The 22899-nt window shown below is 53.9% G+C and carries 15 protein-coding genes and 5 tRNA genes; 6 read left to right on the top strand and 14 right to left on the bottom strand.

The genetic code is table 11. From position 1 onward, the window contains the following. Positions 1–147: 147 nt before the first annotated feature. From tig to KA369_22605, 7 genes are all read right to left on the bottom strand, one after another. Complete coding sequence (tig, locus tag KA369_22635; protein MBP7738785.1) at positions 148–1494, bottom strand: trigger factor; 1347 nt, start codon at positions 1492–1494, stop codon at positions 148–150. A gap of 185 nt (positions 1495–1679) precedes the next feature. After that, positions 1680–1751 (bottom strand) — tRNA-Gly (locus KA369_22630). Positions 1752–2187: 436 nt separating this feature from the next. Next, a complete protein-coding gene (locus KA369_22625; protein MBP7738784.1) occupies positions 2188–4335 on the bottom strand; it encodes a PAS domain S-box protein in 2148 nt (715 codons plus the stop codon). Between the two features lie 483 nt (positions 4336–4818). Further along, positions 4819–4890: transfer RNA gene (locus KA369_22620), tRNA-Gly, on the bottom strand. A gap of 6 nt (positions 4891–4896) precedes the next feature. Further along, positions 4897–4978: transfer RNA gene (locus tag KA369_22615), tRNA-Leu, on the bottom strand. Between the two features lie 51 nt (positions 4979–5029). After that, positions 5030–5263, bottom strand: a complete 234-nt coding sequence (locus KA369_22610; protein ID MBP7738783.1) for a hypothetical protein — start codon at positions 5261–5263, stop codon at positions 5030–5032. Between the two features lie 273 nt (positions 5264–5536). After that, entirely contained in the window at positions 5537–7096 is a 1560-nt protein-coding gene (locus KA369_22605) for a hypothetical protein (GenBank protein ID MBP7738782.1), read from the bottom strand. A 264-nt stretch (positions 7097–7360) separates the two neighbouring features. Here KA369_22605 and KA369_22600 point away from each other — a divergent pair, with 264 nt between their 5' ends. Then, on the top strand, positions 7361–8080 hold the full coding sequence (locus tag KA369_22600; protein MBP7738781.1) for an RluA family pseudouridine synthase: 720 nt from the start codon (positions 7361–7363) through the stop codon (positions 8078–8080). Between the two features lie 60 nt (positions 8081–8140). On the opposite strand, the gene KA369_22595 is transcribed toward KA369_22600, so the two are convergent. The 3 genes from KA369_22595 to KA369_22585 all read right to left on the bottom strand — a co-directional run bounded on the left by KA369_22595 (position 8141) and on the right by KA369_22585 (position 12355). After that, positions 8141–8590, bottom strand: a complete 450-nt coding sequence (locus KA369_22595) for a hypothetical protein (GenBank protein ID MBP7738780.1) — start codon at positions 8588–8590, stop codon at positions 8141–8143. A 367-nt stretch (positions 8591–8957) separates the two neighbouring features. Then, complete coding sequence (locus tag KA369_22590; protein MBP7738779.1) at positions 8958–9656, bottom strand: hypothetical protein; 699 nt, start codon at positions 9654–9656, stop codon at positions 8958–8960. Between the two features lie 188 nt (positions 9657–9844). Then, positions 9845–12355: a penicillin acylase family protein gene (locus KA369_22585; GenBank protein MBP7738778.1), complete on the bottom strand. Its 2511-nt coding sequence runs from the start codon at positions 12353–12355 to the stop codon at positions 9845–9847. 254 nt (positions 12356–12609) lie between these two features. On the opposite strand from KA369_22585, the gene KA369_22580 reads away from it, so the two are divergent. Then, entirely contained in the window at positions 12610–13518 is a 909-nt protein-coding gene (locus KA369_22580; protein MBP7738777.1) for a hypothetical protein, read from the top strand. Positions 13519–13675: 157 nt separating this feature from the next. Here the strand turns inward: KA369_22580 and hemW are convergent, their stop codons facing one another. Beyond that, positions 13676–14821, bottom strand: coding sequence for a radical SAM family heme chaperone HemW (gene hemW / locus KA369_22575; protein MBP7738776.1), 1146 nt, complete (start codon positions 14819–14821; stop codon positions 13676–13678). Beyond that, positions 14818–16455: a glycoside hydrolase family 3 protein gene (locus tag KA369_22570; protein ID MBP7738775.1), complete on the bottom strand. Its 1638-nt coding sequence runs from the start codon at positions 16453–16455 to the stop codon at positions 14818–14820. The genes hemW and KA369_22570 overlap by 4 nt, the downstream gene beginning before the upstream one ends. A gap of 325 nt (positions 16456–16780) precedes the next feature. On the opposite strand from KA369_22570, the gene KA369_22565 reads away from it, so the two are divergent. Beyond that, complete coding sequence (locus KA369_22565; protein ID MBP7738774.1) at positions 16781–17371, top strand: ATP-binding protein; 591 nt, start codon at positions 16781–16783, stop codon at positions 17369–17371. Continuing rightward, a complete protein-coding gene (locus tag KA369_22560; protein MBP7738773.1) occupies positions 17368–18141 on the top strand; it encodes an LOG family protein in 774 nt (257 codons plus the stop codon). Before KA369_22565 ends, KA369_22560 begins: the two co-directional genes overlap by 4 nt. Positions 18142–18161: 20 nt before the next feature. On the opposite strand, the gene KA369_22555 is transcribed toward KA369_22560, so the two are convergent. Next, positions 18162–18246: transfer RNA gene (locus KA369_22555), tRNA-Leu, on the bottom strand. A gap of 8 nt (positions 18247–18254) precedes the next feature. Next, positions 18255–18326 (bottom strand) — tRNA-Cys (locus KA369_22550). 502 nt (positions 18327–18828) lie between these two features. On the opposite strand from KA369_22550, the gene KA369_22545 reads away from it, so the two are divergent. After that, positions 18829–21237 (top strand): enoyl-CoA hydratase/isomerase family protein, encoded by a 2409-nt coding sequence (locus KA369_22545; GenBank protein ID MBP7738772.1) that lies wholly within the window; start codon positions 18829–18831, stop codon positions 21235–21237. Positions 21238–21265: 28 nt separating this feature from the next. Then, positions 21266–22483 (top strand): thiolase family protein, encoded by a 1218-nt coding sequence (locus KA369_22540; GenBank protein ID MBP7738771.1) that lies wholly within the window; start codon positions 21266–21268, stop codon positions 22481–22483. Positions 22484–22899: the final 416 nt, after the last annotated feature.

Raw genomic sequence — 22899 nt, 5'->3', positions numbered from 1 at the left:
TCTGTTTGGATGATAATCAATGACCGGAACAGCCGCGTTGAGGGACTTCCCTTCAAACATTTTAAGGGTTCTCCCTCTGTCTTCTCTCAGGGACACACTTAGACGGAACAACAAGGTTGGCGCGCGGCCTTACCCGGGGAGAAAAACCTATCTCCTGGAGTGGGCCCGCGTGAATTCCTCGAAGGTTATGGCTTTCAGCTTCTTCACCTTGGCGTTGTCGTAGATGAATTCCATGGCGCTGTCCAGGAGAAGCTCGGTCTCTATGTTTTCCCGCGATTCGTTTTCAGTGATGATCTTCTCGATCTCCTCCACGGTCTTGTTGTTGCGCTTGGCGATGTTCTCCACCACCTCTTTATAGCGGTTCTCGTCGACCTTCATCTCCTCCATCTTGGCGATCTCGGAAAGGGCGAGGGTCGTTTTTATCGTCTGCGTGGCCTCGTCATGGAGCCTGTTCCTGAAGGCTTCCGCCTCGATCCCCATCAGGGAGGCGAACTCGTCCATGTTTTCAGAATAGTACCCGACGCTTTCGCAGGTCCTTCTGAAAAGGCGGCTCATCTCGCTCTCCACCATCGAGCCGGGGATGTCATATTTGGAGTCCTCGACGATCTGCTTGAGGATCTGGGCCTTGGCGTCTCCCTTCGTTTTTTCGGTAAGGTATTTCTCGAGGTATTCCCTGGTCTTCGCCCTGAATTGATCGACGGTCTCGTGGCCCATTTTCTTGGCGAATTCGTCATCCAGGGCCGGCAGCTCCATGGAGTCGATCTCGGCAACCTTGACGATGTATTTCACCTTCTGCCCGGCCAGCTCGGTCATATAGTAGTCTTTCGGGTACTTGACCTCTACCTCTTTCTCCTCGTCGGCCTTCATCCCGGCAATGTGCTTGTCCAGGGCGGAATCGTCCGTGCTCCTGCCGACCACGATCTGGTATTCCTTGAAATCGACGCCCTCACGCTCGGAGGGATCAACGTCGTCGACGCGCTTCACCTTTATTTTCACGAGGTCGCCGTTCTGGACCTGGGCGCCCTCTTCCTTTTTATCTATCTTCGCCATGCGCTCACGCATTGCGGTTATCTCGGCCTCGACGTCGGAATCGACGATCTCGCAGACCTGCTCATCGGCGGACAGTCCCTTGTACTTGCCGAGCTCCATCGTGGGAGGAACCTCGAAAACGGCTTTGAAGGAAAAGGGCTCTTCCCGCGCGATCTTTTCAAATTCGTACCGCGGATAGGCGATGGGAGTGTATTGCTTCTCCTGCACAGCTTCGAGGAACATCGATTTCAGGAGATTTTCCGCCACCTCCTGGTCGGCCTCTTTACGGAACCGCGCCTCCACCATGTTCAGGGGCGCTTTCCCCTTCCGGAAGCCGTCTATCTTCACATAGTTCTTGAATTTGTCAAAAACGGCCTTGTATTCCAACTCCACCTTTTCCACGGGAACGCTGATCTGCAGCTCCATGGTGGCGTTTTCAAGCTTTTTCTCCGTGATGTTCAGCATGAGGTTCCTCTTGTCGTATATATAATAGTAGTTCCTTGTTATCCGGTCACAGGCCGCACCCGACGGCGGATGGTATCAAATATTTAGTCACCGACTATTAGGTCAAACATTTTTTTACACAATGCCGGAAATGTTAATTATGAGGCATAAAAAAAGCCCCTGGTCCTCCAAAGGCTCTTTCACTGAGCGGGAAACGGGATTTGAACCCGCGACCTCAACCTTGGCAAGGTTGCACTCTACCACTGAGTTATTCCCGCATATACTGCCCGGCAATGAAGCCGATTCCGGGCGCATCCGATGGAATCCGCAAACCCGGAGCTTTTCATTCCGGAGTTCATAGGACGATCAGAGCCGCCTTTCGTCAAGAAATTTCTCTTCCTGATCGGTGGTTAAACCATCAATGATTAATTATTAGACTTGTTGCGAAACTGTGTCTCGCGCTCGCAGGAGAGCCCCTGCTGGGGGCTTTTAAGGGGCTTCGCCCCTTAACCCTGATTAAAAGATTCAGATTTGCAACAACTCTATTGTACATTATTTTTTTGTGAATGAATTAAGACATAAATCATTGTTTGTCGCGACATAATAATGAATGATAAAATCGCCCGTTTCAGTTCAAGGGCTCTGACCCCCTTCTCGCTGATATTGCCCGGGGTCAGTGCAAGGGCAGACGCAGGGAATGGCTCCATGGCCATCTTACGCAGGGATGGTTATATGGTAACAGGTCCCGATATTTCTCTCGATAGTTATCGAGGCATTGAGCTGTTTACCAAGGGCCTGTATCAACATCATGCCCAGGGTCTTTTTATTGTCCACAAGAGCACTATCCGGAATACCAGGACCGTTATCCTTAACTGTCAAGCGGTAATGATTCTCCATGGTAAGGAAAGATAATTCAATATTACACGGTTCAGGGCCCTTGCAGCCATGCTTGACCGCATTGGTGAGTATTTCATTGACAAGGAGCCCGCAGGGAACAGCCTTATTGAGCGATAATCGGACATCCCCTACGTCCATGGCGATATTGATGCTATCCGGTTCTTTTATATAAGATCTGACAATTTCATTCGCCAATCCGCGCAGGTATTCAAAAAAATCGATCGATGCCATGTTGCCGGACCGGTACATCCTTTCATGGATCTGCGCCATGGAATAAATCCGCTGCATACTGTCGGCAAGCACGGCGGATGCTTCGGCATCCTTAACACCGTTTGCCTGGAGGCCCAGCAGGCTGGTGATCAGCTGCATGTTGTTCTTGACCCGATGATGCACTTCCTGGAGCAGGACTGTCTTTTCTTCAAGTGAATCACGGAGCGCCGATTCGATCCGCTTGCGCTCGGTGATGTCATAGACCAGGGAAAGCATGTAATCGTTACCAGCCACCTTGATTATTTCCACGGACCAGAGCAGATCACGAATATCACCCGATTTAGTTACAGCCTGAATGGCCGCCTCCCTGACAGACCCATGGCGGCGCAAATCGTCCACAACCTTTTCCCGATCTCCCCAGTCGGTGAAGAGCTTCAGATCCTTGGTGGTGTACCCGATCATTTCCTCACGGGTATATCCGGTCAATTTAACCCATTGATCATTCACGTCTATGAAACAACCTGTCTTGATATCGGAAATCATCATCGACGCCGGACTGGAGCGGAAGGCCTTCAAAAAGCGCTCCTCGCTCTCGCGGAGCAGCTGCTCCGCCTTCTTGCGCTTGGTGATGTCATATATCATGGAGAGCAGGACCTTGCGCCCCCTTAAATCTATGACTTCCATCGACCAGAGGACGTCCAGCATCTCGCCTGATTTCGTGACGCTCCTGAGAGGCACTTCCCTGAGATATTCCTTGTTACGCAGCATGGCGACGATTCTTTCCCGCTCCGCCCAGTCGGGAAAGATCCCCAGTTCCCTGGATGTACGGCCAATCATCTCTTCACGGGAGTGTCCGATAATCCTGATCCATTTCTCATTTACATCGATAAAGAGGCCCGTATCGATATCCGTAATGGCCATGGCGGCCGGGCTGGAGCGGAAGGCCTTTGAAAAGCGCTCCTCGCTCTCGCGCAGTAAATTCTCCGACAGTTTACGCTCGGTAAGATCCCGCGCGATAATAACAAAGCACTTTTCGTTATTATAGATCGTCATGCTTATCGATAGCTGAACCAGCCTGGGAGAGCCCTTTTTCATCTTGAAATAACATTCCCGGCCATCAACGCGCCCTTTCGTTTCCAATTCCGCCGATATGCGAACCCTGTCTCCCGGATCCGTCCAGAAATGAAGGTCGGTCAGCGCGCTGCGGCCGACGGACTCATCACGGGTGTACCCTGTAAGCTCGGTGTATGCGTCATTGACCTGGAGCATCATTCCGTCAACGGCGCGGCTTATTGTCATGGCATTGGGGCTTGCATGAAACACCATGGAGAAGTTATCGCTTGATATGCGCAGGAGCCTGTTGGCCTCGTGAAGCTTGAAGGCCATTTCAATCGAGGCGATGAGGACGACGATGCCGGTGTTTTTTACGACATAGCCGTAGGAGGTGATTTTCTTGGTCCTTTCAACGGTCTCCCTGTCGGTATAAGAAGAAAGAAAGACAATGGGTATATCATGTGTTTTCAGGATCTCCCGCGCCGCCTCCGTGCCGTCCATGCCGTCCCCAAGCTCGATATCCATGAGAATCAGGTCGACGCCGTCCGGCCGCAATTTCACGGCCCGCAGGGCCTCCTCTCCGCTATGGGCCTGGATTACGCCGTAGCCTTCCCGCGTTATATTTTCGGCCATGGCCAGGGCGATGATTGAATCATCGTCGACAACAAGAATGGTTTTATCACTGAAATCAAGATTAGCCATAGTGCGGACCCCTTTTCTCCACGCGCATGAAACGCGCAATGTATCAACGCTGACAATGTTTGAATAGAGGGGAGGTGACGCTAACGATTCCTTTAAGGGAAGACGGTTATCGAAGGATATTTATAGATGAATACAGCTCGCAGATGATAAAAGCGGCGCTCCTCGATGCGGCGCTATGGGTGTTCCCATAAATTCATGAAACCTGGCACAGTCACGGCTAATTCTTATGAAATAATATCGTCCAGCCGGAAGGGATGCCTCAATCGCATGAATCGACATTTCAAGCACCTCTATACTCGTGTGACAACGGGTGCCATCTGCGATAACTGATTCGCCCCAATCCAACCCAAACATTGAAATTCTGTATTTTTAGTTACTCCGCTAAGAATGTACCGCTTTGTCAAGTAAGATTATCGGGCAAGGGTCGGTTTTTAAAAAGGCAGGCAAAGCAAAGGCCCCAGGTTTTCCGGGGCCTTTATACTGAGCGGGAAACGGGATTTGAACCCGCGACCTCAACCTTGGCAAGGTTGCACTCTACCACTGAGTTATTCCCGCGTATAATGCGAGCGAAGGGAATCGAACCCCCACGCCTTTCGGCACTAGATCCTAAGTCTAGCGTGTCTGCCAGTTCCACCACGCTCGCGCGGAATCTATGGCAACTATGGTTCGACCCCTTCCAATTACAAGCTTTTTTTTACTTGTGGCAGCCTGGACCGAGACAGGCCGGCTTCTTCTCAAGGGCCTTGACGTTCTGTCCCTTTTTCTTTTCAATCTTGTTGGCGGTGTGGCAATAACCGCAATTGACGTTTTTGCCGTCTTTTTTCTTTCCCGCGTGCTGCTTCTGTATGGCGGGGTTAGCCATAATATTGGAAACCGCGAATGCCATGGCCAGGGCCATCACCGCTGAGAAGATATGAAATTTTTTCATTAAAATCTCCTTGATGTAGTTATTGCGAATAATGTAATGTAAAATACGTGGAATGTCAAAATGCGTCAATAAAATTTTTATGATTTTTTTGCCATTATCTATAAAACGCCGGTCGGGCCCGCGGAGGGGGCTCTGACCCCCAACCTATCGCTGGGTGCTCTGACCCCCGGTCCTGCTTGAAAATGCTCTGACTCCAGCCCGATTGAGGTGCTCCCCGGAGGGGCTCTGACCCCCTGCTTCAATTTGCTCCCCCCAGGGGGCTCTGACCCCCCACTATAGGCCGAAGACGAAGTTCCCGCTGTTCCCCAGTTTCCGCATCTGCAGGTCATCCAGGGGAATGCCATACAGGGCGATACTCCTGGCATCGATGGCCCCGTCCTCCCCGTTTTCGTCGCCGAAGAAGCAGAGGATGGGGGCCGCGGCCTTTGCATTGTAGATCGAATAGCGTCCGTCCATGTCCACGTCTTTCACCTCATGGCTGAATGCGCCATCTATATAATAGCGCCTGCTTTTTTTGTCCGCATCGACCACGATGCCGAGGCGGTACCACCGCTTTGCCTCGATTTTCACACTGCCGTATCCGTTATTGCCGCTGCCGAGAAAGCCGTCCGGATTAATGAAACACTCGCCGTCGTTATTGCTGTAGGGGCTGGTGTTGTACAGGCAGTAGAAAGTGTTTTCCTTCGGCAGCCGTACGTCGAATACCAGGGTATAGCGGTTGCTCTCCTTCCCGTTTTTTCCGCTCGCTTTCAGCCCGGGCACGCAGTAGAGCCACCCGCCCACCGGCACCTGGATCTCCTTTTTCATAAACAGGCCCGTGATGCCGCCCGACTTTCCGGCCGGGGGCGAGTAGCGCAGGGGATAGCCGATGATGGGGCTGCCCGCGCTCTCCCTGCTTTCAAACATCCAGAGCCCGATGGGGTTTACGGTTTTTTTTGAAATGCCGAAATGCCTCTCGACGTCGGCTTTCCGGCTGTCGTCTTTGATGAGATACGGATCAGGTGGGATCGCGCTGTAGTCTACCTTCCACCCGATGTCTTCCATGATGGCCACATCGATCACGGTCATGAGGGACCGGTACCCCTGCACCGGGTCGCCGGTATGCATGGAGTGTCGGTCAATGGGCGGTGCCGGCAGGTACTTCTCGTTCCACCAGTCGCCCCGGATATGGTCGCCCCTATACTGCAGCGGCACTGGCTTACCGCCATTGGCTTTCATTGCCGCCGGGCCGCAGAACCGCTCGTCCCTCGCTCCGAAGTTTTTAATGAAGGGCGCCATCCGGCCATGTACGAATCCCAGTATATGGCCGAATTCGTGGGCCGCGGTGGTGATCATATCATAATTGCCGTTTACCGGCACGTCGTCTGCTGTTTCCGGCGTGGCGTCGAAATACCATGGCTGGGAGGGATTGGTGTTTACGGTCATGTATCCCACCGCCAGGTCTTTGCCGAAATTGTATCCGGCTGCCTTTGATGTTGACGGCGTCGGCTTACCGTTTTCATCGACCTCCAGCCTGTAATCGTGGGCATAGACGAAGACGACAAATCCATCCATCGTCCTGTCGAAGGTCACCCTCGTGGTCTTTGTCGATATGCAGTCTGAACGCATTGTCACCGTGGTTCCGGCCGGGACGGTCCGCGGGGTTTTCAGCACCTTCTCCCACAGTCCCGCCGCATAGGCAAGGGGGATTTTTCGCTCCGGGTGCTTCGAGAAATAACCGCCGTCGAAACGGTAATCGAGGATGATCTTGAGAGATTGCGACTGGCCCGTGGATGGGACAGGCAGAGACAGGATGAAGACGCCGAGCAACAGGAGAAAGGTCTTGAAATGCATAGATATTCCTTATACAAATGATTTCGGCAAGCTCATGCTATAGCTGGCTTCCAGTATATATCCTCATTCATGAAAGTCAAGGATAAATCCCTCGCCTCTTCCTGCGATACATATTGCAAATTAACCTGAAATAAAAAACTCTTGATTACAATAATTTTTTATGTTGCATTACAAGGAATCTTCCACTCTATGTTATCAATTCTTAAATAAGAAGATAGCATCTCTTGCGGCCCTTCCGGGGTCAGGGGATATTCGATTTAGACCATGGAATTAAATATATTATACGAAGACAACCACCTCATAGCCGTTGAAAAGGAAGCCGGGGTCCTCTCCCAGGGCGACTCCAGCGGGGCCCCTTCCCTCCTTGACATGGCCAGGGACTATATAAAGGAAAAATACAATAAGCCTGGCAAGGTCTTTCTCGGACTGGTGCACCGCCTGGATAAGCCTGTGTCCGGCATCATGGTCTTCGCCCGCACTTCCAAAGCGGCGGAGCGGCTCAGCAAAGAATTCGCCGGCCGCACCGTGGTCAAGATGTATGCCGCCCTGGTGGAGAAGAGCAAGCCTTTACAAGAAGATGAATGGGTAGAGTGTGAAGACGACCTGGTCGGGAAAAGGGGTTTCTCCGAGAAAGCCGACAGCGGCAGCAGGAACGTTAAAACCGCAAAACTGCGATACCGGGCCCTGGCGTCCAACGAGCGCCACGCCCTCCTCCTGGTGCACCTCCTTACCGGGAGGAAGCACCAGATCAGGGCGCAACTCTCCCTGGAGGGAATGCCCATCGTGGGGGACGAGACCTATGGGTCGGAGGAGCGTGTTCCCGGCGGGGCCATCTGCCTTCATGCCGTGTTCATGAGCTTCAAGCACCCCACGAAGGAGGAACGGGTGGAGCTGTTTTCGGAGGTGCCGGGAAGGATTATAAATAAGATAACAATCGATGGCATTAAGGGAATGATAATGGATTTACTCGAGGACCATTCCTAATTGTTGTTCAACCTATGAATCCAACCGCATAACGATCCCCGCCGGAACTATTCAATATAGTTATAAACCAGTCGTACTCTGTAGGATCGACCCTACCGAATATCCGGCGCTGTTCTGGGCAACCACGATGATACGGTACGTGGTCGATGATGTTAGGCTGTTAAAGGTGTATGCTCCCGATGACACATCCACCGGCCCCTCCTCATAGCCTGACACCGTAGTTCCCGAAATGGAAATAATGCCCTCAAAACCAATATAAGCAATAATAGTCGGCGCCGTACTGACGGATCTTGCCAGGGTCGGCTGTGACAGGGTGATGGAAGTGTTATTGGTTGCACTGATGACCAGGTAGTTCAGCACAGGGACGGATGGTGATATCAAGGTCAGTAGCGTTATACTATCGAGGTTCTTGCTATTTTTATCATGAGATGACTTGTTGGTATCACAACCAGATACTCCTGAGATAATCACTGCTATTATGAAAGCTATGGCATGGTATTTGGTTTTCATAAATATCCCCCCACGAAATATTTATTAAAACTAACAGTCTGTTTCTAACTGCTCGCCTCGATATGTCATTCGGATAAATCAACAGGCGAATGTATCTCCCTCCGTCGCTTGTCGAGTAACTCTGAGCAAGGTGAGAAGCATATTGAACGTGCTTTGTATTTTTCTTTTTTTCAAATTTTACTGCAACCAAGTGGATAACTAGAAATTAATCAGAAATTAAATATATGTCAATAATTTATTTAAACATAATACATTAACTGTATATTTTTTAAAAGGAGGAAAAATAATGTAATTAGACGATGTCCATCTGGCTTTGGTTGGGGGTCAGAGCAACTGTTGCAGCAGTACCTTGATGCTCTCTATCCTATTAATCGCAGGCTCCAGCCTCTACAGCGGCCTTCTTCCTTATATCTTCGCTGTCAAAGTCCGCTTCAGCGCTGTCACGGTAGGACAGGCGCTTTATCTCGGCTATGCAGGTATCGTTGAATTTGCTTCCCCGGTAAACGGAGACGATGCCGAGCCTGAAGCCTCGGAGGCAGAGGGGTTTGCCGAAATCGATATGCTCGCCGCCCACATTGTACTCCAGGTAGCAGTGGCCGCTCCTGTTTGGAACCGCCGGATGCTCGTCGGTGCACGACTTCGCAGATAATGTCCCCTTTTTAAGGATCTTATCGCCGTTCTTCAGAAAAAGGGTCAGAGCATACTCCTTAACCCTGTTGTTTTCAAAGTACAATTTTTTCGACCCGCCGCAGCCGTTGAGCAGAGCCAGGCCCGAAAAGGCCCTGGGCTCAAAGAAGGCCTCGATGTACTCCCCTCCGGACCTGCCCGAGGCCGCGCACCATGCCGTGGCAGTAACATTGTCCAGGGCCTTTTCCGGGGAATAAAAAGTTCCGGCCCTCCCCTTTTCGACCAGGGTGGACGATGCCGTAGCTTTCACTGCGGTTATGGGAAAATACTCCATGTCAAAGTACTGCGCCGCGCCAACGCCAATCATTGCGGCAAGGCAGGCCGCCAGCGATCCGGCCATGACGAAACGCTTTGTTTTGATCATTGGATTGTTTTTCATGGGGCTAACCTCCTTTCAACCGGGTGGATAAAGCGTAAAACCTCATTCTCCCAAAATGCCAGGGTCAGAGCATCCCCAGTCAGGGCGATCTCTCCACTCCCCCCTCCGGGTGGCTTGTAGAGAATTCCGAAAAAGACCTACCGGGGACCGAGGGGTGAGGATAAAATACCGGGGGTCAGAGCCCCCTCCTAACGGGATTTGCCCGGCTTCAGCACCAGCACATCCTCGTACTGCTCCTTCACCGCCTTTCTCCCGAAGGGGAGCGGATGATTTTTCCCGTTCAGCCAGTAGGGCAGCATGTCGCCGTAATGATCGCTGGAGGGATTGCCCGATTGCCCCGGCGTGTGCACCAGGAAGGCAGGTTCGGAGCGGCCGAAATCCACCACGAGGCGCATGGCCGGGATCTCGATCACCTTGAAGTCGCTGCCCCACTTGGGCATGGCCACGTTGACCGTATGCCCGTCCCCGCCCGCCGGATAGGGCCCGCGGTTGAAGAAGCCATGGAGAACGGGGATGCTCCTGGTGATTTCATGCTCCCAGTGGTAGACGTGGAGTTTCCCCCATTCCCAGTTTCTCCGGGCGCTCCCCATCCTGTCCTCGCACAGGACCACGGCCTGGCTTAAAGCACCGGCGATGATATCCCACTTGGTCTCCCTCTTACGCGGCGTCTTCAGGTTGTCCCAGAAGGGTGAATCCTCCCTCCCCAGGAGGTGGTCCTGGAGGGCCGGGTACCGGATGAGGGACATGGCCAGGAAGGATTCCCAGGCGATCCCGGTTTCCGGGCCGAGGTCGTCGAGGAATATCTCCCTCGCCGCGCTGTGCATGAAAGCGCCCAGCACCGCCGCCGACGGGGAGCTCTCTTCCATGATCGCGTTGAAGCGCTCCGGCTTCAGGAACTCCAGGGCCTCCCTGGCGTTCCCGGCCTTTTCCTCTCCCATGGCGGCGATGGCCTTGCGGACCTTGACGGCCGAATCCCCCCGGAAGAGAAGGTCCTGGATCTTCTTCGCCATGAGGGAATAGCGATCAAACTGGAGCTTCATCATGTCACCGGCCGTGGCCTTCTTCGTCTGTTCCAGCACATGGTTGATCCGCTCGGCCCGCTCAGGATAGAACCAGCTCGAGGTGAGGTGATACTGGTATTTCTTGTCCACGGTGCGGTGGTTCGCGGTGGCGATAAATCCTGCCTGAGGGTTCTCTACATGTGGATTCTTGTCCATCGGCACGAATCCGTTCCAGTCATAATCGCCGTCCCAGCCGGGAGACGGGAGCTGACCGGTCCCCTTTTTCCTTACGGGGTAATTTCCCGTCACCTGCCAACCGATGCCGTCGCGGTCGCCGTAGACGATGTTCAGGTAGACGCTCTCGACGTTCAGCAGGGCCTGCTGCGCCGCCTTGGCGTCCTTCACCCTTCCCATATCCATGATCCCCTTGAAGGTCCTGGCGCCGTCGCCGATGGCCCAGGAAAGGGCCAGGCCGTAGCCGGTCCTGACCGGCATGGGCTGCACCGGCATCATGGGAGGAAAGGGTAACGATGCCAGCGCCTCGTTCAGGAGAGGTCCGTGCTGCGTCGCCGATATCTTTTTTACCACAGGCCTACGGCCCCGTATCTTGAATTCCTCACTGCGTGTCTGGAGCGGAAGCCACTGGCCCTTATAAAGATAGAGCCGCTCATTTCCCTCGGTCCTCAATTTCTCCACGAATATGTCCTGGTTGTCGGCCATCACCATGGTGGCGCCCCAGGCAACGGCGCCGTTGTAGCCCAGGGCCACGATGGGTATGCCCGCCACGGTCACGCCGGCCGCCTCGTAGGTGGGGCACTTCAGGTGGACCATCATCCACGAGTTGGGCATCAGCAGCGCCAGGTGGGTGTCGTTGCACACGATGGGCCGGCCGCTCTTCGTCCGGGACCCGGCCACTGCCCAGTTGTTGGACGCCGGCAGGCCCAGGGAGATGTGGCGCCGCAGTTCGTCCCTGACGCCGTCCCAGCCCGCCGCGAGGCGGTTCAGGTCGCGGTGGCCTATGGCTTCCAGCTTTTTCGCCTCCTCGAAGGGCAGGTCCTCGTCGGGATAGATCGGAACGAGCCAGGCCGCGCGCTCGTAGCCGACACGGCTCGCGAGGTTCAGGAAATCAAGCTCCTCGATGAAGTTGAAGGAAAGGTTGAGGCTCAGCATGGCGAAGACATAGAGGCAATCGGCCGGCCTCCACGGCTCCGGCCGGTAGCGGGCGAGGTAGAACTCCGCCTGCTGATGGGGGTGCGACGCCGTGTAGGCGTTGACCCCCCTGGCGAAATTATCGAGAGCCGCCAGGCACTGGGGATCCATCTTCTTCACGGCCTCGTCGACGACGGGGGCCACGCCGAGGGTCCTCATGAAAAGATCTATCTTCATCCCCTCCTCCCCGATGATCTCGGAGAGCCGTCCCTGCATGATCATCTTCATCGTCGTCATCTGCCAGAGGCGGTCAGAGGCGGCGGCGTAGCCGGCGCCGAAGAAGAGGTCCTCCTCGTTCTTTGCCTCGATATAGGGAACGCCTAGCTTGTCCCGGCGAATTGATACTCTATCAACGATTCCCTTGATCGTCACCGTCCCGTCCGGATCGTCCACGGACTTGCCGAGCTGCTGTTTCAGGTGAAAGCTGAAGGATATAACTGCAGTGACGGCAATGACAAGTATGATGAACACGGTCTTGGCGGTTTTCATGGGACTGCTCCGGCTCCTGATTCTCGATACAAAAACATTGTGAAAAATATCGCATAGAGGCCCTAATAAATCAAGTTAATTATTGACACCGGCGGCCTTCAGTTCCGAGATAGAGGAACGGCAAAACAGGCTTGACAAAATGCTCCTGCCGTGTATTGAAATAAAGGGCTTGGCAGGCACTTCAACCGGAGCGGACAGGAGGCCGCTCCCGCGCGGATGAAGGCCACACACGTCAGGGATGGAGACAGGGTATCATGGCTACAGACGAATTTGATTCATTGTTCGACGAGAACCCGGAAGATAATAAAAAAAACAAGGAAGCCGACGAGCTTTTCACGTTCGACGAGCCGGCGCCGCAGAAACCGGCTGGAAAAAAACCGGCGCCACCGGAGCCGGAAGAGCGCTTCGGCATACAGGACGAGGATATTGAGCATCAGCGCGCCGCCGCCCCTTCGCACAAGCGGCGCTCCTCCGAGGATTTCCAGCCCGACATGGACGCGCTGGTAATAACCGCCCAGTCATCCCTCATCATCGAAGGCCTCAAGTGCCTCACCATGAAGGATTTCACAGCCAATACTCCGCAGGTCTACGCGGAGGCGATGAAGGGTGTGGAGGTCTTCATCAAGATACTGGAGCGGAACCCGAACAACTACAACAAGCTCGCGGCCGTCATCAACTCGGATCCGGACTGCAAGGAGATCGAGACAGTGGCCTTCCAGCTCTTCAGGGCCAAGCACCGCATCTTGCCGGAATCGGACAACCAGAGGCTCAACGCCTACGAGATGCTCCGGAACAGGCTGAAGATCGGCTACAACAAGGCCCTCCTGAGCACGTCGATGCTTTCAATAAAGAAATATTTTCTTCTGTCCGGCTCCCTGGACCGCGAGAAGATCTCCCAGATGGTGCTGAGCAACAACAAGGAGCTCAAGAGCGACGTCGTCAGGTACATCCAGCACCTGAACATCGCCGTGCAGCTCATGAAGATCGGCGACTTCGAGATCACCAAGGGGCTTAAAGGAAGGGACCTCAACACCTTCGTCATACGGGCAAGCCAGCTCCTCGCCTATTACTATCTCGCCGTGGGCGACAACAAGGCGGAGGAGTACTACCGCCGCATGCACGATAATTACAAGAAGTACTTCATCATCCGCGACGCGGACTAATCCCTCAGGAAGCTATGCAACTATGCTCTCGCGGAGGCACGGAGACTCTGAGGTTTTGTTAACTAATTATCAGAGTACGCGAACCCTTTCCTCTGCGCACCTCAGCGTCTCGGCGACTCTGCGAGATCGATCTTTCGGCTATAATGGAATTATGTAATTACAACAGCGGCTCCACGATGCCGTAGATGACCCGGTCGGCGATCATGATGCCCCGTGTCGTGAGCCGTATCAGTCGCCCTTCCCCTGTATCCGACAACACCGCCAGTCCGTCGGCTTCCGCTTTTCGCATCCTCACCATGACCGGTCCAGGAAGGCGAAGGCCGAGGCGCTCCTCCAACTCATCGAGGGAGATGCCGTCAAGGAGGCGGAGCCCCGTCATGATGTATTCAGCTGCCGCTGAGCCGGGGCGCCGCTCATCATGGTCTAGGACGACGCGCCCGGAGGCCATATAATCCTCAACGGTCATGGCGTTGATGTACCGCTCGCCCCGGACGAAGGAATGGGCCCCGGGACCGAAGCCGATGTAGGGATCGAAGCGCCAGTACTTCAGGTTGTGCCGCGACCGGAACCCCGGCAGGGCGTAGTTGGATATCTCATAGTGCTCATACCCGTGCCCTTTCAGCCGCTCCATGGCCGCTTCGAAGAGCGCGGCCTGCTCCGATTCGGCGGCCGCGTCCAGGGACATCCTTCCGGCGAGGGGCGTGTTCTTTTCCACGGAAAGGCTGTAGGCGGAGATGTGGGACGGCCGGTATTGGGCGACCAGGTCGATGTCGCGGGCCAGCTCATCGGCGCTCTGCGTCGGGATGCCGGTTATGATATCGGCGCAATGGACTATGCCGGGCACTCCGAAGAAAACATCCAGGTCACCGGTTGTGCAGAAGGCCGCCGATCTTCCAATAACACCGTGGAGGCGCCCATTCAGGGTCTGCACGCCCAGGACGATCCTGTTCACGCCGGCGTCCCTGTAGCCCTCCAGCGCCGCAGCGGACACATCGCCCGGGTTCATCTCCAGGGTTATCTCCGCGCCGTCATCCAGCTCCGCGCATTGCCGCACAACGCCGAGTACAGCGCTTACCTGATCGGCCGACATCAGGGATGGCGTGCCGCCGCCGAAATAGACCGTGTCCGCACTGGCGAAGCCCGCGGCGAGAAGGCGCTCCCGTATTTCATCGGTCAGGACGCGGATATAACGTTCGGGAACGAGGAAGCCCGGCAGCGCGCATGGGGCCGGCACGGAATAAAAGGCGCAGTAGTCGCATTTCCTTCTGCAGAAGGGTACGTGGATATAGATGCCGCCGGTCATTTACCCCTGTCAATTCCAAGAAGAAGGGTCCCGCCCGTGGCCGGAGCGAATTCACCGTTGAGGCATTTTCCCAGCTGGCGCACCGATTCGGGCGTGTCGGAAAACGACAGGAGCCCGGACCGGGCAGCGCCGCTCACCGTCAGGGGGAAGGGATTGCCGCTCGATACCGCCACGAAGGCCATCCCCAGATTATCGCACAGCGCGGCGGCGTCCCGCGCCGGGCCGGGGTCAGAGCCGGAAAGGTGGAGATAGAACACCGTCTTTTTCCCGGCCGCCGGCCTGTACCGGACCAGCTCACCGAGACCGCCGATGATGACATTGTCCCTGTTACGCGACAGCTCCTCGCGGAGGACGCGGCTGCCAGTCATGAACACGCGGGTCGTGCCCGGGGCCGGCTTCAGCAGGGCTCTGTCCCCGAAAAAGAAAATCCCCCGGCGCGACAGCTCCCTGTTCACCCGGCCCGCATCGGCTAGGGCCCGTCGGTCGCCGTCGTCGAGGGCGAAACGGCCCGGCCGCGCCCGGTTGTTATCCACTGACATGATCCCGTATCGGATCTTCGTCTCCAGGATCCGGTTCACCGACCGGTCGATCCTGGCTTCGGTTATCCTCTTGTCCCGCACCGCCTTCCTGATGGCGTTCACGATCGCGGGGATGCTCCGCTCCCAGGAGCTGAAGAGGATGATATCCGTACCGGCCAGGATGGAGCGCACCGCCGCCTCTCCAATGTCCTGCCTGCGCGCGATGGCGTGCATCTCCATGTCATCGGTAATGACCAGGCCCTTGAAGCGGAGATCGTCGCGGAGGATGTCGGTCAGGAATTTTTTCGAGACCGTGGCGGGGTCAGAGCCTCCCAGGATAGCCGGATAGGCGATGTGGGCCGTCATGATACCGTCAACGCCGGCGGCGATGGCCTTCCTGAAGGGTACAAGCTCCACCTTTTCCAGCCGCTTCATATCGTAGGGAATCACCGGCAGGGTGAGATGGGAATCCTTGTTGGTGTCGCCGTGGCCGGGAAAGTGCTTTCCCACGGCGATGCAGCGGGACTCCTGAAGGCCGAGGAGATAGGCCGCTCCCAGCTCTGACACCAGCTTCGGATCGCTCCCGAAAGAGCGCGTATTGATGACCGGATTGCGGGGGTTGTTGTTGACGTCAATGGCCGGGGCCAGGTTCATGTTGACGCCGGCCTGTCGCAGCTGCAGGCCCAGGGCCCTGCCCCACCGGTACGCCAGGTCCCGGTCGCCGCTTACACCGGCGGCCATGTTGCCGGGGAAGAGCGTAACGCCGTCGACGAGACGCACCACCCGTCCCCCCTCCTGGTCGATGGACACGAAAAGGGGGATTCCGGCGTACCGGAAGGACGCGTCCTGCATATCATCGATAAATTTCCTGTTTTTTTCAGAAGTGGAAAGATTGTATCCGAATAAAATCACACCGCCCGGACGGTATTCTTTCAATATCATGTCCACTTCGCGGTTCATGGCGTTGCCGGGGATGGCGGCCATGATCATCTGGCCGATCTTCCAATCAAGCTTCATGGCGCCGGTCAGGGCCGTTGCTTCATCGGTATATCGTTTCTGGACACAACCGGCGGTTATAACGGCAATTATGACAGGCACGAATAAAATATTTTTCATCGGATACACCGGTCCTTTTGTACAGATATGAAAAAATGACGGTCAACGATGACATATGATCGCAGCAGGGTCCCATGGCAACTAAAAAACAATGCACTCTAACAAGACATATTTGTTACGCTGACGGTTTTTAATGCATATTATGTCGGAAGGCAGTATCACATAACCCCGCCTTGTGGACATAACCCTGCCTTGTGTGAAAAATGATTTGCTTTATTCCAGAAAATTACGTATTATCCTATGGAGCGATAAATTAATAATTGATTTTTTTTTATAAAATTTCAACATATGTTTATGTCCCGTATTATTATGTAATTTTCATGGCATGAGCAATTACAATCCCGACATAGATTTCCTCAACAGTTATTCCGCCAACACCTCAGTGGTCCCCGAGGTCATTGAGCGGCTTATCGGCGACCTGCGCAAGACCCGGTACAACCAGGATGAAATCGACGAGATTGTGCTCTCCATGGATGAAGCGATCACCAACGCCATCCAGGAAACCATGAAAACCAACCAGGACTTCCGGCGCAAGGTCGAGGCCGATGACGACCGCCGTGATATCACCGTCCGGTACACCATATCGCGGGACATCTTCGACGCCACCATCATCGACCATGGCAAGGGCCTTGACATCTTCAATATCCTTCACTCGACGCCCCAGTCCGGTTCAACGTCGTACATGAACCAGATAATCAGCTACGCCACCGAATCGGAAAAAAGCAAGATCAAGGTGCGGTTGAACGGCGAGGAAATCCCTCTCCGCGGCGTTGGGGCGGGCCTGAAAGTCATACTCAACTTCATGGACGCCATCACTATCGACCTTATCGACAAGGAAACAATACTGTCCCAATCCGTTTCAGAGCATACCGACGGCACCATCTTCAACATGAAACGTAAACGCAGATATAAATGAAAGATAAAAAACCGGTTACAGCCTTCGACGACCCCGATTTCATGCATTCACGGGAGGCACGGGTCATTCGCATCCTGAGCGAGTATATCGACCCGGAAAAGCGCTTAAGGGAAAGAGACATAGGGCATACGGTGGTTTTTTTCGGTTCGGCCCGCACCCGGCCCGACGGCGGAGGTGACGAGAAGGAGGCGCGGTATTACAACATGGCCGCGGATTTCGCCTTTGCCCTGGCCAACCTGAGCAAGGAGATCGAAAAAGAAACGGGTCATCTCTTTTATATCTGCACCGGCGGCGGGCCCGGCATTATGGAGGCCGCCAACCTGGGAGCCACGCGGGCCGGAATGGAAAGCATCGGACTGAACATCGACCTGCCCTATGAGCAGGCTCCCAACAAATATATCACTCCAGAACTAATATTTAAATTCCACTATTTTTTCATGAGAAAACTCTGGTTTCTTTATCATGCCAAGGCAATTGTCATATTTCCGGGCGGATACGGAACCATGGACGAGCTCTTCGAGACCCTGACCATGGTGCAGACACGCAAACTGGAGAAGATGAACATTCCCATACTCCTCTATGACAGGGAATTCTGGAGCGATATCATCAATTTTGACCGCCTTGTAAAAGACGGGTTGATATCACCGGAGGATACAGGACTCTTTCACTATTTTTCGGATATACAGGAAGGGATTGATATTCTGCGGCCCCGTCTCACTACCCTGATGAAAAACATTGATTATTACTTGAAAATGAGGTTTCCGATCTGATCTGAAGGCAATGGCGCCATTGCCCAGGGAGGGACTTGAACCCTCACGACCAAAATGGTCAAGGGATTTTAAGTCCCTTGTGTCTACCAATTCCACCACCTGGGCGGGATATGAGGCGCCGAGCGGATTCGAACCGCTGCATAAAGGTTTTGCAGACCTCTCCCTTGCCACTTGGGTACGGCGCCGATTTTTTCTTATCCATTTTTGAATTAACTGTCATGTTGTCAACTTAAAATAGTGAGGTTAATTCAAAAATTCGGCCATTGAAGGCCCGAAATAACGCCTATCCGAGGCTGAACCTGATAGACAGCCCGGGACAAGGGTCAGAGCCGCTCATCACTGGCCCGCAGGCCTATCACTGGCCCGCAGGTCGCTCTTTCGGATCAACGCTCACCGTCGCACGCCAATACCGGCGAAATCAAGCGCATCAACAATATCCTCCAAGAAATTTTTTTACAATATGAAAATACAACTTTTTTATGAGCATCCAACGCGCCGGTGCTTATATCAATTGACATTTTGTACAAGAAATTAATGATTGACCTATAAGAATCATGATTTTATTTAGTTTATCGTGGACTGGAAATGGAGAAAAACTTAATCATTGTTATATAAGCAATAGTCTCACGATAGCTTTTCTCCCAAAAAAATATATTCAAAAATATCAGACTTAAACAGGAGGTCTCTATGGTTAGAAGGATCCAAAAAGTAGCCGTTATAGGCTCTGGCATAATGGGTGGAGGTATAGCCGCTCTCTGTGCCAGCGCGGGCATTCCTACTCTGCTACTGGATATCGTTCCATTCGATCTAAAAGACGAAGAGAAGAAAGATCCGAAAGCGAGGAACAGGATTGTCAATGCCGGATTTGAGGCAGTAATGAAAGCAAAACCGGGTCTTTTCATGGACAAGGAAAAAGACTCCAAACTTGTTTCCCTTGGAAACCTGGAAGATGATTTCAAAAAACTCGCCGACTGCGACTGGATCGTTGAAGTTGTCGTTGAGAACCTGAAGATCAAGCAGGAACTCTTCGCCAAGATTGAAAAGATCATGAAGAAAGGCACCATCATCACGACGAACACTTCCGGTCTTCCCCTGAACAAAATATCCCAGGGCCGGAGCAAAGCTTTCAAAGAGAATTTCTTCGGAACACACTTCTTCAACCCGGTGCGCTACATGCATCTGTTCGAAATTATTCCCGGCAAAGAAACTAAAAAAGACTTGCTCAAGTTCATGGCTGAATTCGCTGAAAAACGGCTGGGCAAAGGCATTGTCTGGGCGAAGGATACCCCGAACTTCATCGGAAACCGGATCGGCGTTTATTCCATGGTTTCCGCCATGCAAATAATGATGGAAATGAAGATGACCGTTCCCGAAGTCGACGCTCTGTCAGGCCCCGCCATCGGAAGGCCGAAAACAGCTTCCTTCAAGACCGCTGACATGGTCGGTCTCGACACGTTCTCACACGTTGCCGGCAACTGCTACGAGCTCTGCCCGAAAGACGAGTCCCGCGAAGGCCTCAAGCTGCCGGATTTCGTCGCCAAGATGGTCGCCAACAAATGGCTCGGCAACAAGACCAAAGGCGGTTTCTACAAGAAAGAAATAACCCCCGACTGGAAGAAGGTCAACAAGGTCCTCGACTACAATACGATGGAATATGTTACCTTTGACAAGGTCGACTTCCCCTGCCTCCAGGCAGCGAAGAAGAAATCGACCGCGGCCGAAAAAGTCGCTGCCGTTGTGTACGGCACCGACAAGGGCGCGCAGTACGCATGGAAATCCATAGCCGGTACGATCATCTATTCCGCCAACAGAATTCCCGAGATATCCGACACCATCGTCGACATCGACAACGCGATGAAATGGGGATATAACTGGGAACTGGGTCCCTTTGAATTGTGGGATGCCATTGGCGTCAAGAAATCCGTTGACAAGATGAAGAAAGAAGGGATGAAGATTCCGAAGAAAGTCCAGCAAATGCTCACCAAAAAGGTGCAGACCTTCTACAAGATCGAGAAGGGCAAGAAGATGTTCTTTGACCTCAAGACCATGAAGTACAAAGAAGTCCCGACCAGCGATCTGGCGATCAGCCTCGTGAACCTCCGCGCAAACAAGAAGTTCATCAAGGGGAACGATTCCGCTTCCCTCATCGACCTGGGCGACGGCATCTTCAACATCGAGTTCCATTCCAAGATGAACGCCGTGAACAAGAACATGGTCGACTTCATGCAAGTCGCCGCTGAATACACGGTCGAAAACGGCCGCGGTCTCGTACTCGGAAACCAGGCGCCGGGATTCCCGGGAGCCTTCTCCGCCGGAGGAGACCTGGGCTTCATGCTCAGCCTCGCCAAAGCCAAGAAATTCAGCGAAATCGATGGGTTCATCAAGACTGTTCATGAAGGGATCATGGGCATGAAATACGCCCCCATTCCGGTCGTTGCAGCTCCCTACGGCATGACCCTTGGCGGCGGATGCGAAGTCTGCCTCGCGGCCGACAAGATCGTCGCGCACGCTGAACTCTATATGGGTCTCGTTGAGATCGGCGCCGGCCTCGTACCGGGCGGATGCGGCATGATCCACCTGTGGCAGCGCGTCATGGACACCATCCCGGGCAACGTGAAGCTCGCCGACTACGCGGCGTACTTCATCCCGGCCTTCATGCTGGTAGCCCAGGCGAAAGTCGGCATGTCAGCGGCCGAAGCCCGCAAGAACGGCTTCCTTCGCGCCACCGACCGCATCGTCTTCAACAAGGACAACCTCTTAGGCGAAGCGAAGAAAGAGTGCCTGAAGCTCCTGGACGACGGTTATGCGCCTCCCGCGAAGAAAAAATACCCGGTCATGGGCCTTGAAGCCCAGGGTATGATCTGGGCGGAAATGCTCAACATGAGGAACGGCGGGTACATTCCGAAGCACATGGAATTCATCGCCAAGAAGATCGCCTACTGTATGTCCGGCGGCGAAGCCCATCAGGGCAACCTCGTATCAGAAGATTATCTCACCAAGCTTGAGCGGGAAGCTTTCGTCGACCTGTGGAAGACCGAAGAAACCCAGAAGATGGCTGAGCATATTCTGACTACCGGCAAGCCGTTGATGATATAACAATTAAACCGAATACAGGAGGAAACATATGAGAGATGCTTATATAGTCAGTGCAGTAAGAACACCCGGATGCCGCCGCGGCAAGGGTGCCCTTGCTCAAACGAGACCCGAGAAACTTATCGTCCAGGCGATGAACGCTGCGGTTGACAGGATCAAACTCGACAGGAGCGCCATCGACGATTTTATGCTCGGATGCGCCTTCCCCGAGGCGGAACAGGGGCTTAACCTGGGCCGCGTCGCCCTGCAAATCGCGAAGTTCCCCGATTCAGTTTCCGGCGCGACGGTAAACCGTTTCTGCTCTTCCGGCCTCGAGTCGATAGCCATATCATCCCTGAAGGTAATGGCCGGCTGGTCGGAAGTAAACATGGCCGGCGGCTGCGAATCGATGTCGATCGTTCCCATGGGCGGCAACCTCCCCCGGCCGATGGCCGAGTGGGCGAAGGAAAACGCTGATGTCTACATGTCCATGGGTATCACCGCGGAGAACGTCGCCAAGCGGTACGGCATTACCCGGGAAATGCAGGACGAGTTCGCCTATCATTCAAACATGAAGGCTGCAGCAGCCCAGAAGAACAAGTACTTCACAGAGATAGTTCCCACCACGGCCGACAAGTTCGTCGAGAAGCCGGACGGAACCATCGTGAGGGAAACTTTCACGCAGGATTTCGACGACGGTGTCCGCGCCGAGACCACGATAGACGGCCTTAAGAAGCTGAAACCGGCTTTCTCTTCCACCGGTTCCGTCACCGCCGGAAACTCTTCCCAGACCACCGACGGCGCAGCGGCATCGATTATCATGAGCGGAGACGCCGTGAAGAAATACGGCATGAAGCCCCTCGTCAAGCTGGTTGGATACACCGTGGCCGGCTGCAAAGCCGACGAAATGGGCGTTGGTCCCGCATACGCGATTCCTAAGCTCTGCAAACAGGTCGGATGGGACATCAAGAAGCTCCAGACAGAAAGCCTCATCTTCGAACTCAACGAGGCTTTCGCGTCACAGGCAATCTACTGCGCTCAGCAGCTCGGCATCGCCGACAAGAAGTACTGGCTGACCGATTCACCGGATTGCAGGATCAACATCAGCGGAGGCGCCATCGCTCTGGGCCACCCGCTGGGATGCACCGGCTCCAAGATCTTCGCCACCCTCGTAGCCAACATGGTCCGGAAGGGCGTCAAGTACGGCATCGAGTCAATGTGTATCGGCGGCGGCATGGGCGCGGCTGCTATGTTCGAGCTCTGCGACTAATATCGCTTACTAACCGAATGAAACCGAAAGGCGGCATGGAAACATGCCGCCTTTTTTTATGCTCGTAGGATTAAAAAAATGGGGGGGGCAGAGCTTCATTAATACAATCAAACCATCCGAAGACACTTACTCTGGAAAGGAAGGCTCTGACCCCACCCCCCCCTGCCCTTAGAAATGGGAAATGGGCTCTGACCCCCCTACGATTTTCACACCATTCCACAACTTTTTTTTCAAATCCTCCATCCTCATTCGTATACCTGTAAAACACCATTTAGGAAGAACCCAATGTCACGACCAACTCGAAAAATCGCACAGGGATCAACCCATCACGCTTATTCCATGTGTCACGGAAAGAGAAATTTACTTCAAGGCAAATACGGAAAGAAATATTTTATTGAGGCAATCACCTTGTGCCA

This window comes from Spirochaetota bacterium (assembly GCA_017999915.1).
Taxonomy (GTDB): domain Bacteria; phylum Spirochaetota; class UBA4802; order UBA4802; family UBA5550; genus RBG-16-49-21.
This window is presented reverse-complemented; position numbering and strand designations above follow the sequence as displayed.

Excerpts from the sequence above, each read along its gene's own strand:
- tig (MBP7738785.1), bottom strand. The coding sequence starts at position 1,494 with ATGCTGAACATCACGGAGAAAAAGCTTGAAAACGCCACCATGGAGCTG.
- KA369_22625 (MBP7738784.1), bottom strand. The coding sequence starts at position 4,335 with ATGGCTAATCTTGATTTCAGTGATAAAACCATTCTTGTTGTCGACGAT.
- KA369_22610 (MBP7738783.1), bottom strand. The coding sequence starts at position 5,263 with ATGAAAAAATTTCATATCTTCTCAGCGGTGATGGCCCTGGCCATGGCA.
- KA369_22570 (MBP7738775.1), bottom strand. The coding sequence starts at position 16,455 with ATGAAAAATATTTTATTCGTGCCTGTCATAATTGCCGTTATAACCGCC.
- KA369_22560 (MBP7738773.1), top strand. The coding sequence starts at position 17,368 with ATGAAAGATAAAAAACCGGTTACAGCCTTCGACGACCCCGATTTCATG.
- KA369_22595 (MBP7738780.1), bottom strand. The coding sequence starts at position 8,590 with ATGAAAACCAAATACCATGCCATAGCTTTCATAATAGCAGTGATTATC.
- KA369_22540 (MBP7738771.1), top strand. The coding sequence starts at position 21,266 with ATGAGAGATGCTTATATAGTCAGTGCAGTAAGAACACCCGGATGCCGC.
- KA369_22565 (MBP7738774.1), top strand. The coding sequence starts at position 16,781 with ATGAGCAATTACAATCCCGACATAGATTTCCTCAACAGTTATTCCGCC.
- KA369_22600 (MBP7738781.1), top strand. The coding sequence starts at position 7,361 with ATGGAATTAAATATATTATACGAAGACAACCACCTCATAGCCGTTGAA.
- KA369_22545 (MBP7738772.1), top strand. The coding sequence starts at position 18,829 with ATGGTTAGAAGGATCCAAAAAGTAGCCGTTATAGGCTCTGGCATAATG.
- KA369_22590 (MBP7738779.1), bottom strand. The coding sequence starts at position 9,656 with ATGAAAAACAATCCAATGATCAAAACAAAGCGTTTCGTCATGGCCGGA.
- KA369_22585 (MBP7738778.1), bottom strand. The coding sequence starts at position 12,355 with ATGAAAACCGCCAAGACCGTGTTCATCATACTTGTCATTGCCGTCACT.
- KA369_22605 (MBP7738782.1), bottom strand. The coding sequence starts at position 7,096 with ATGCATTTCAAGACCTTTCTCCTGTTGCTCGGCGTCTTCATCCTGTCT.
- KA369_22580 (MBP7738777.1), top strand. The coding sequence starts at position 12,610 with ATGGCTACAGACGAATTTGATTCATTGTTCGACGAGAACCCGGAAGAT.
- hemW (MBP7738776.1), bottom strand. The coding sequence starts at position 14,821 with ATGACCGGCGGCATCTATATCCACGTACCCTTCTGCAGAAGGAAATGC.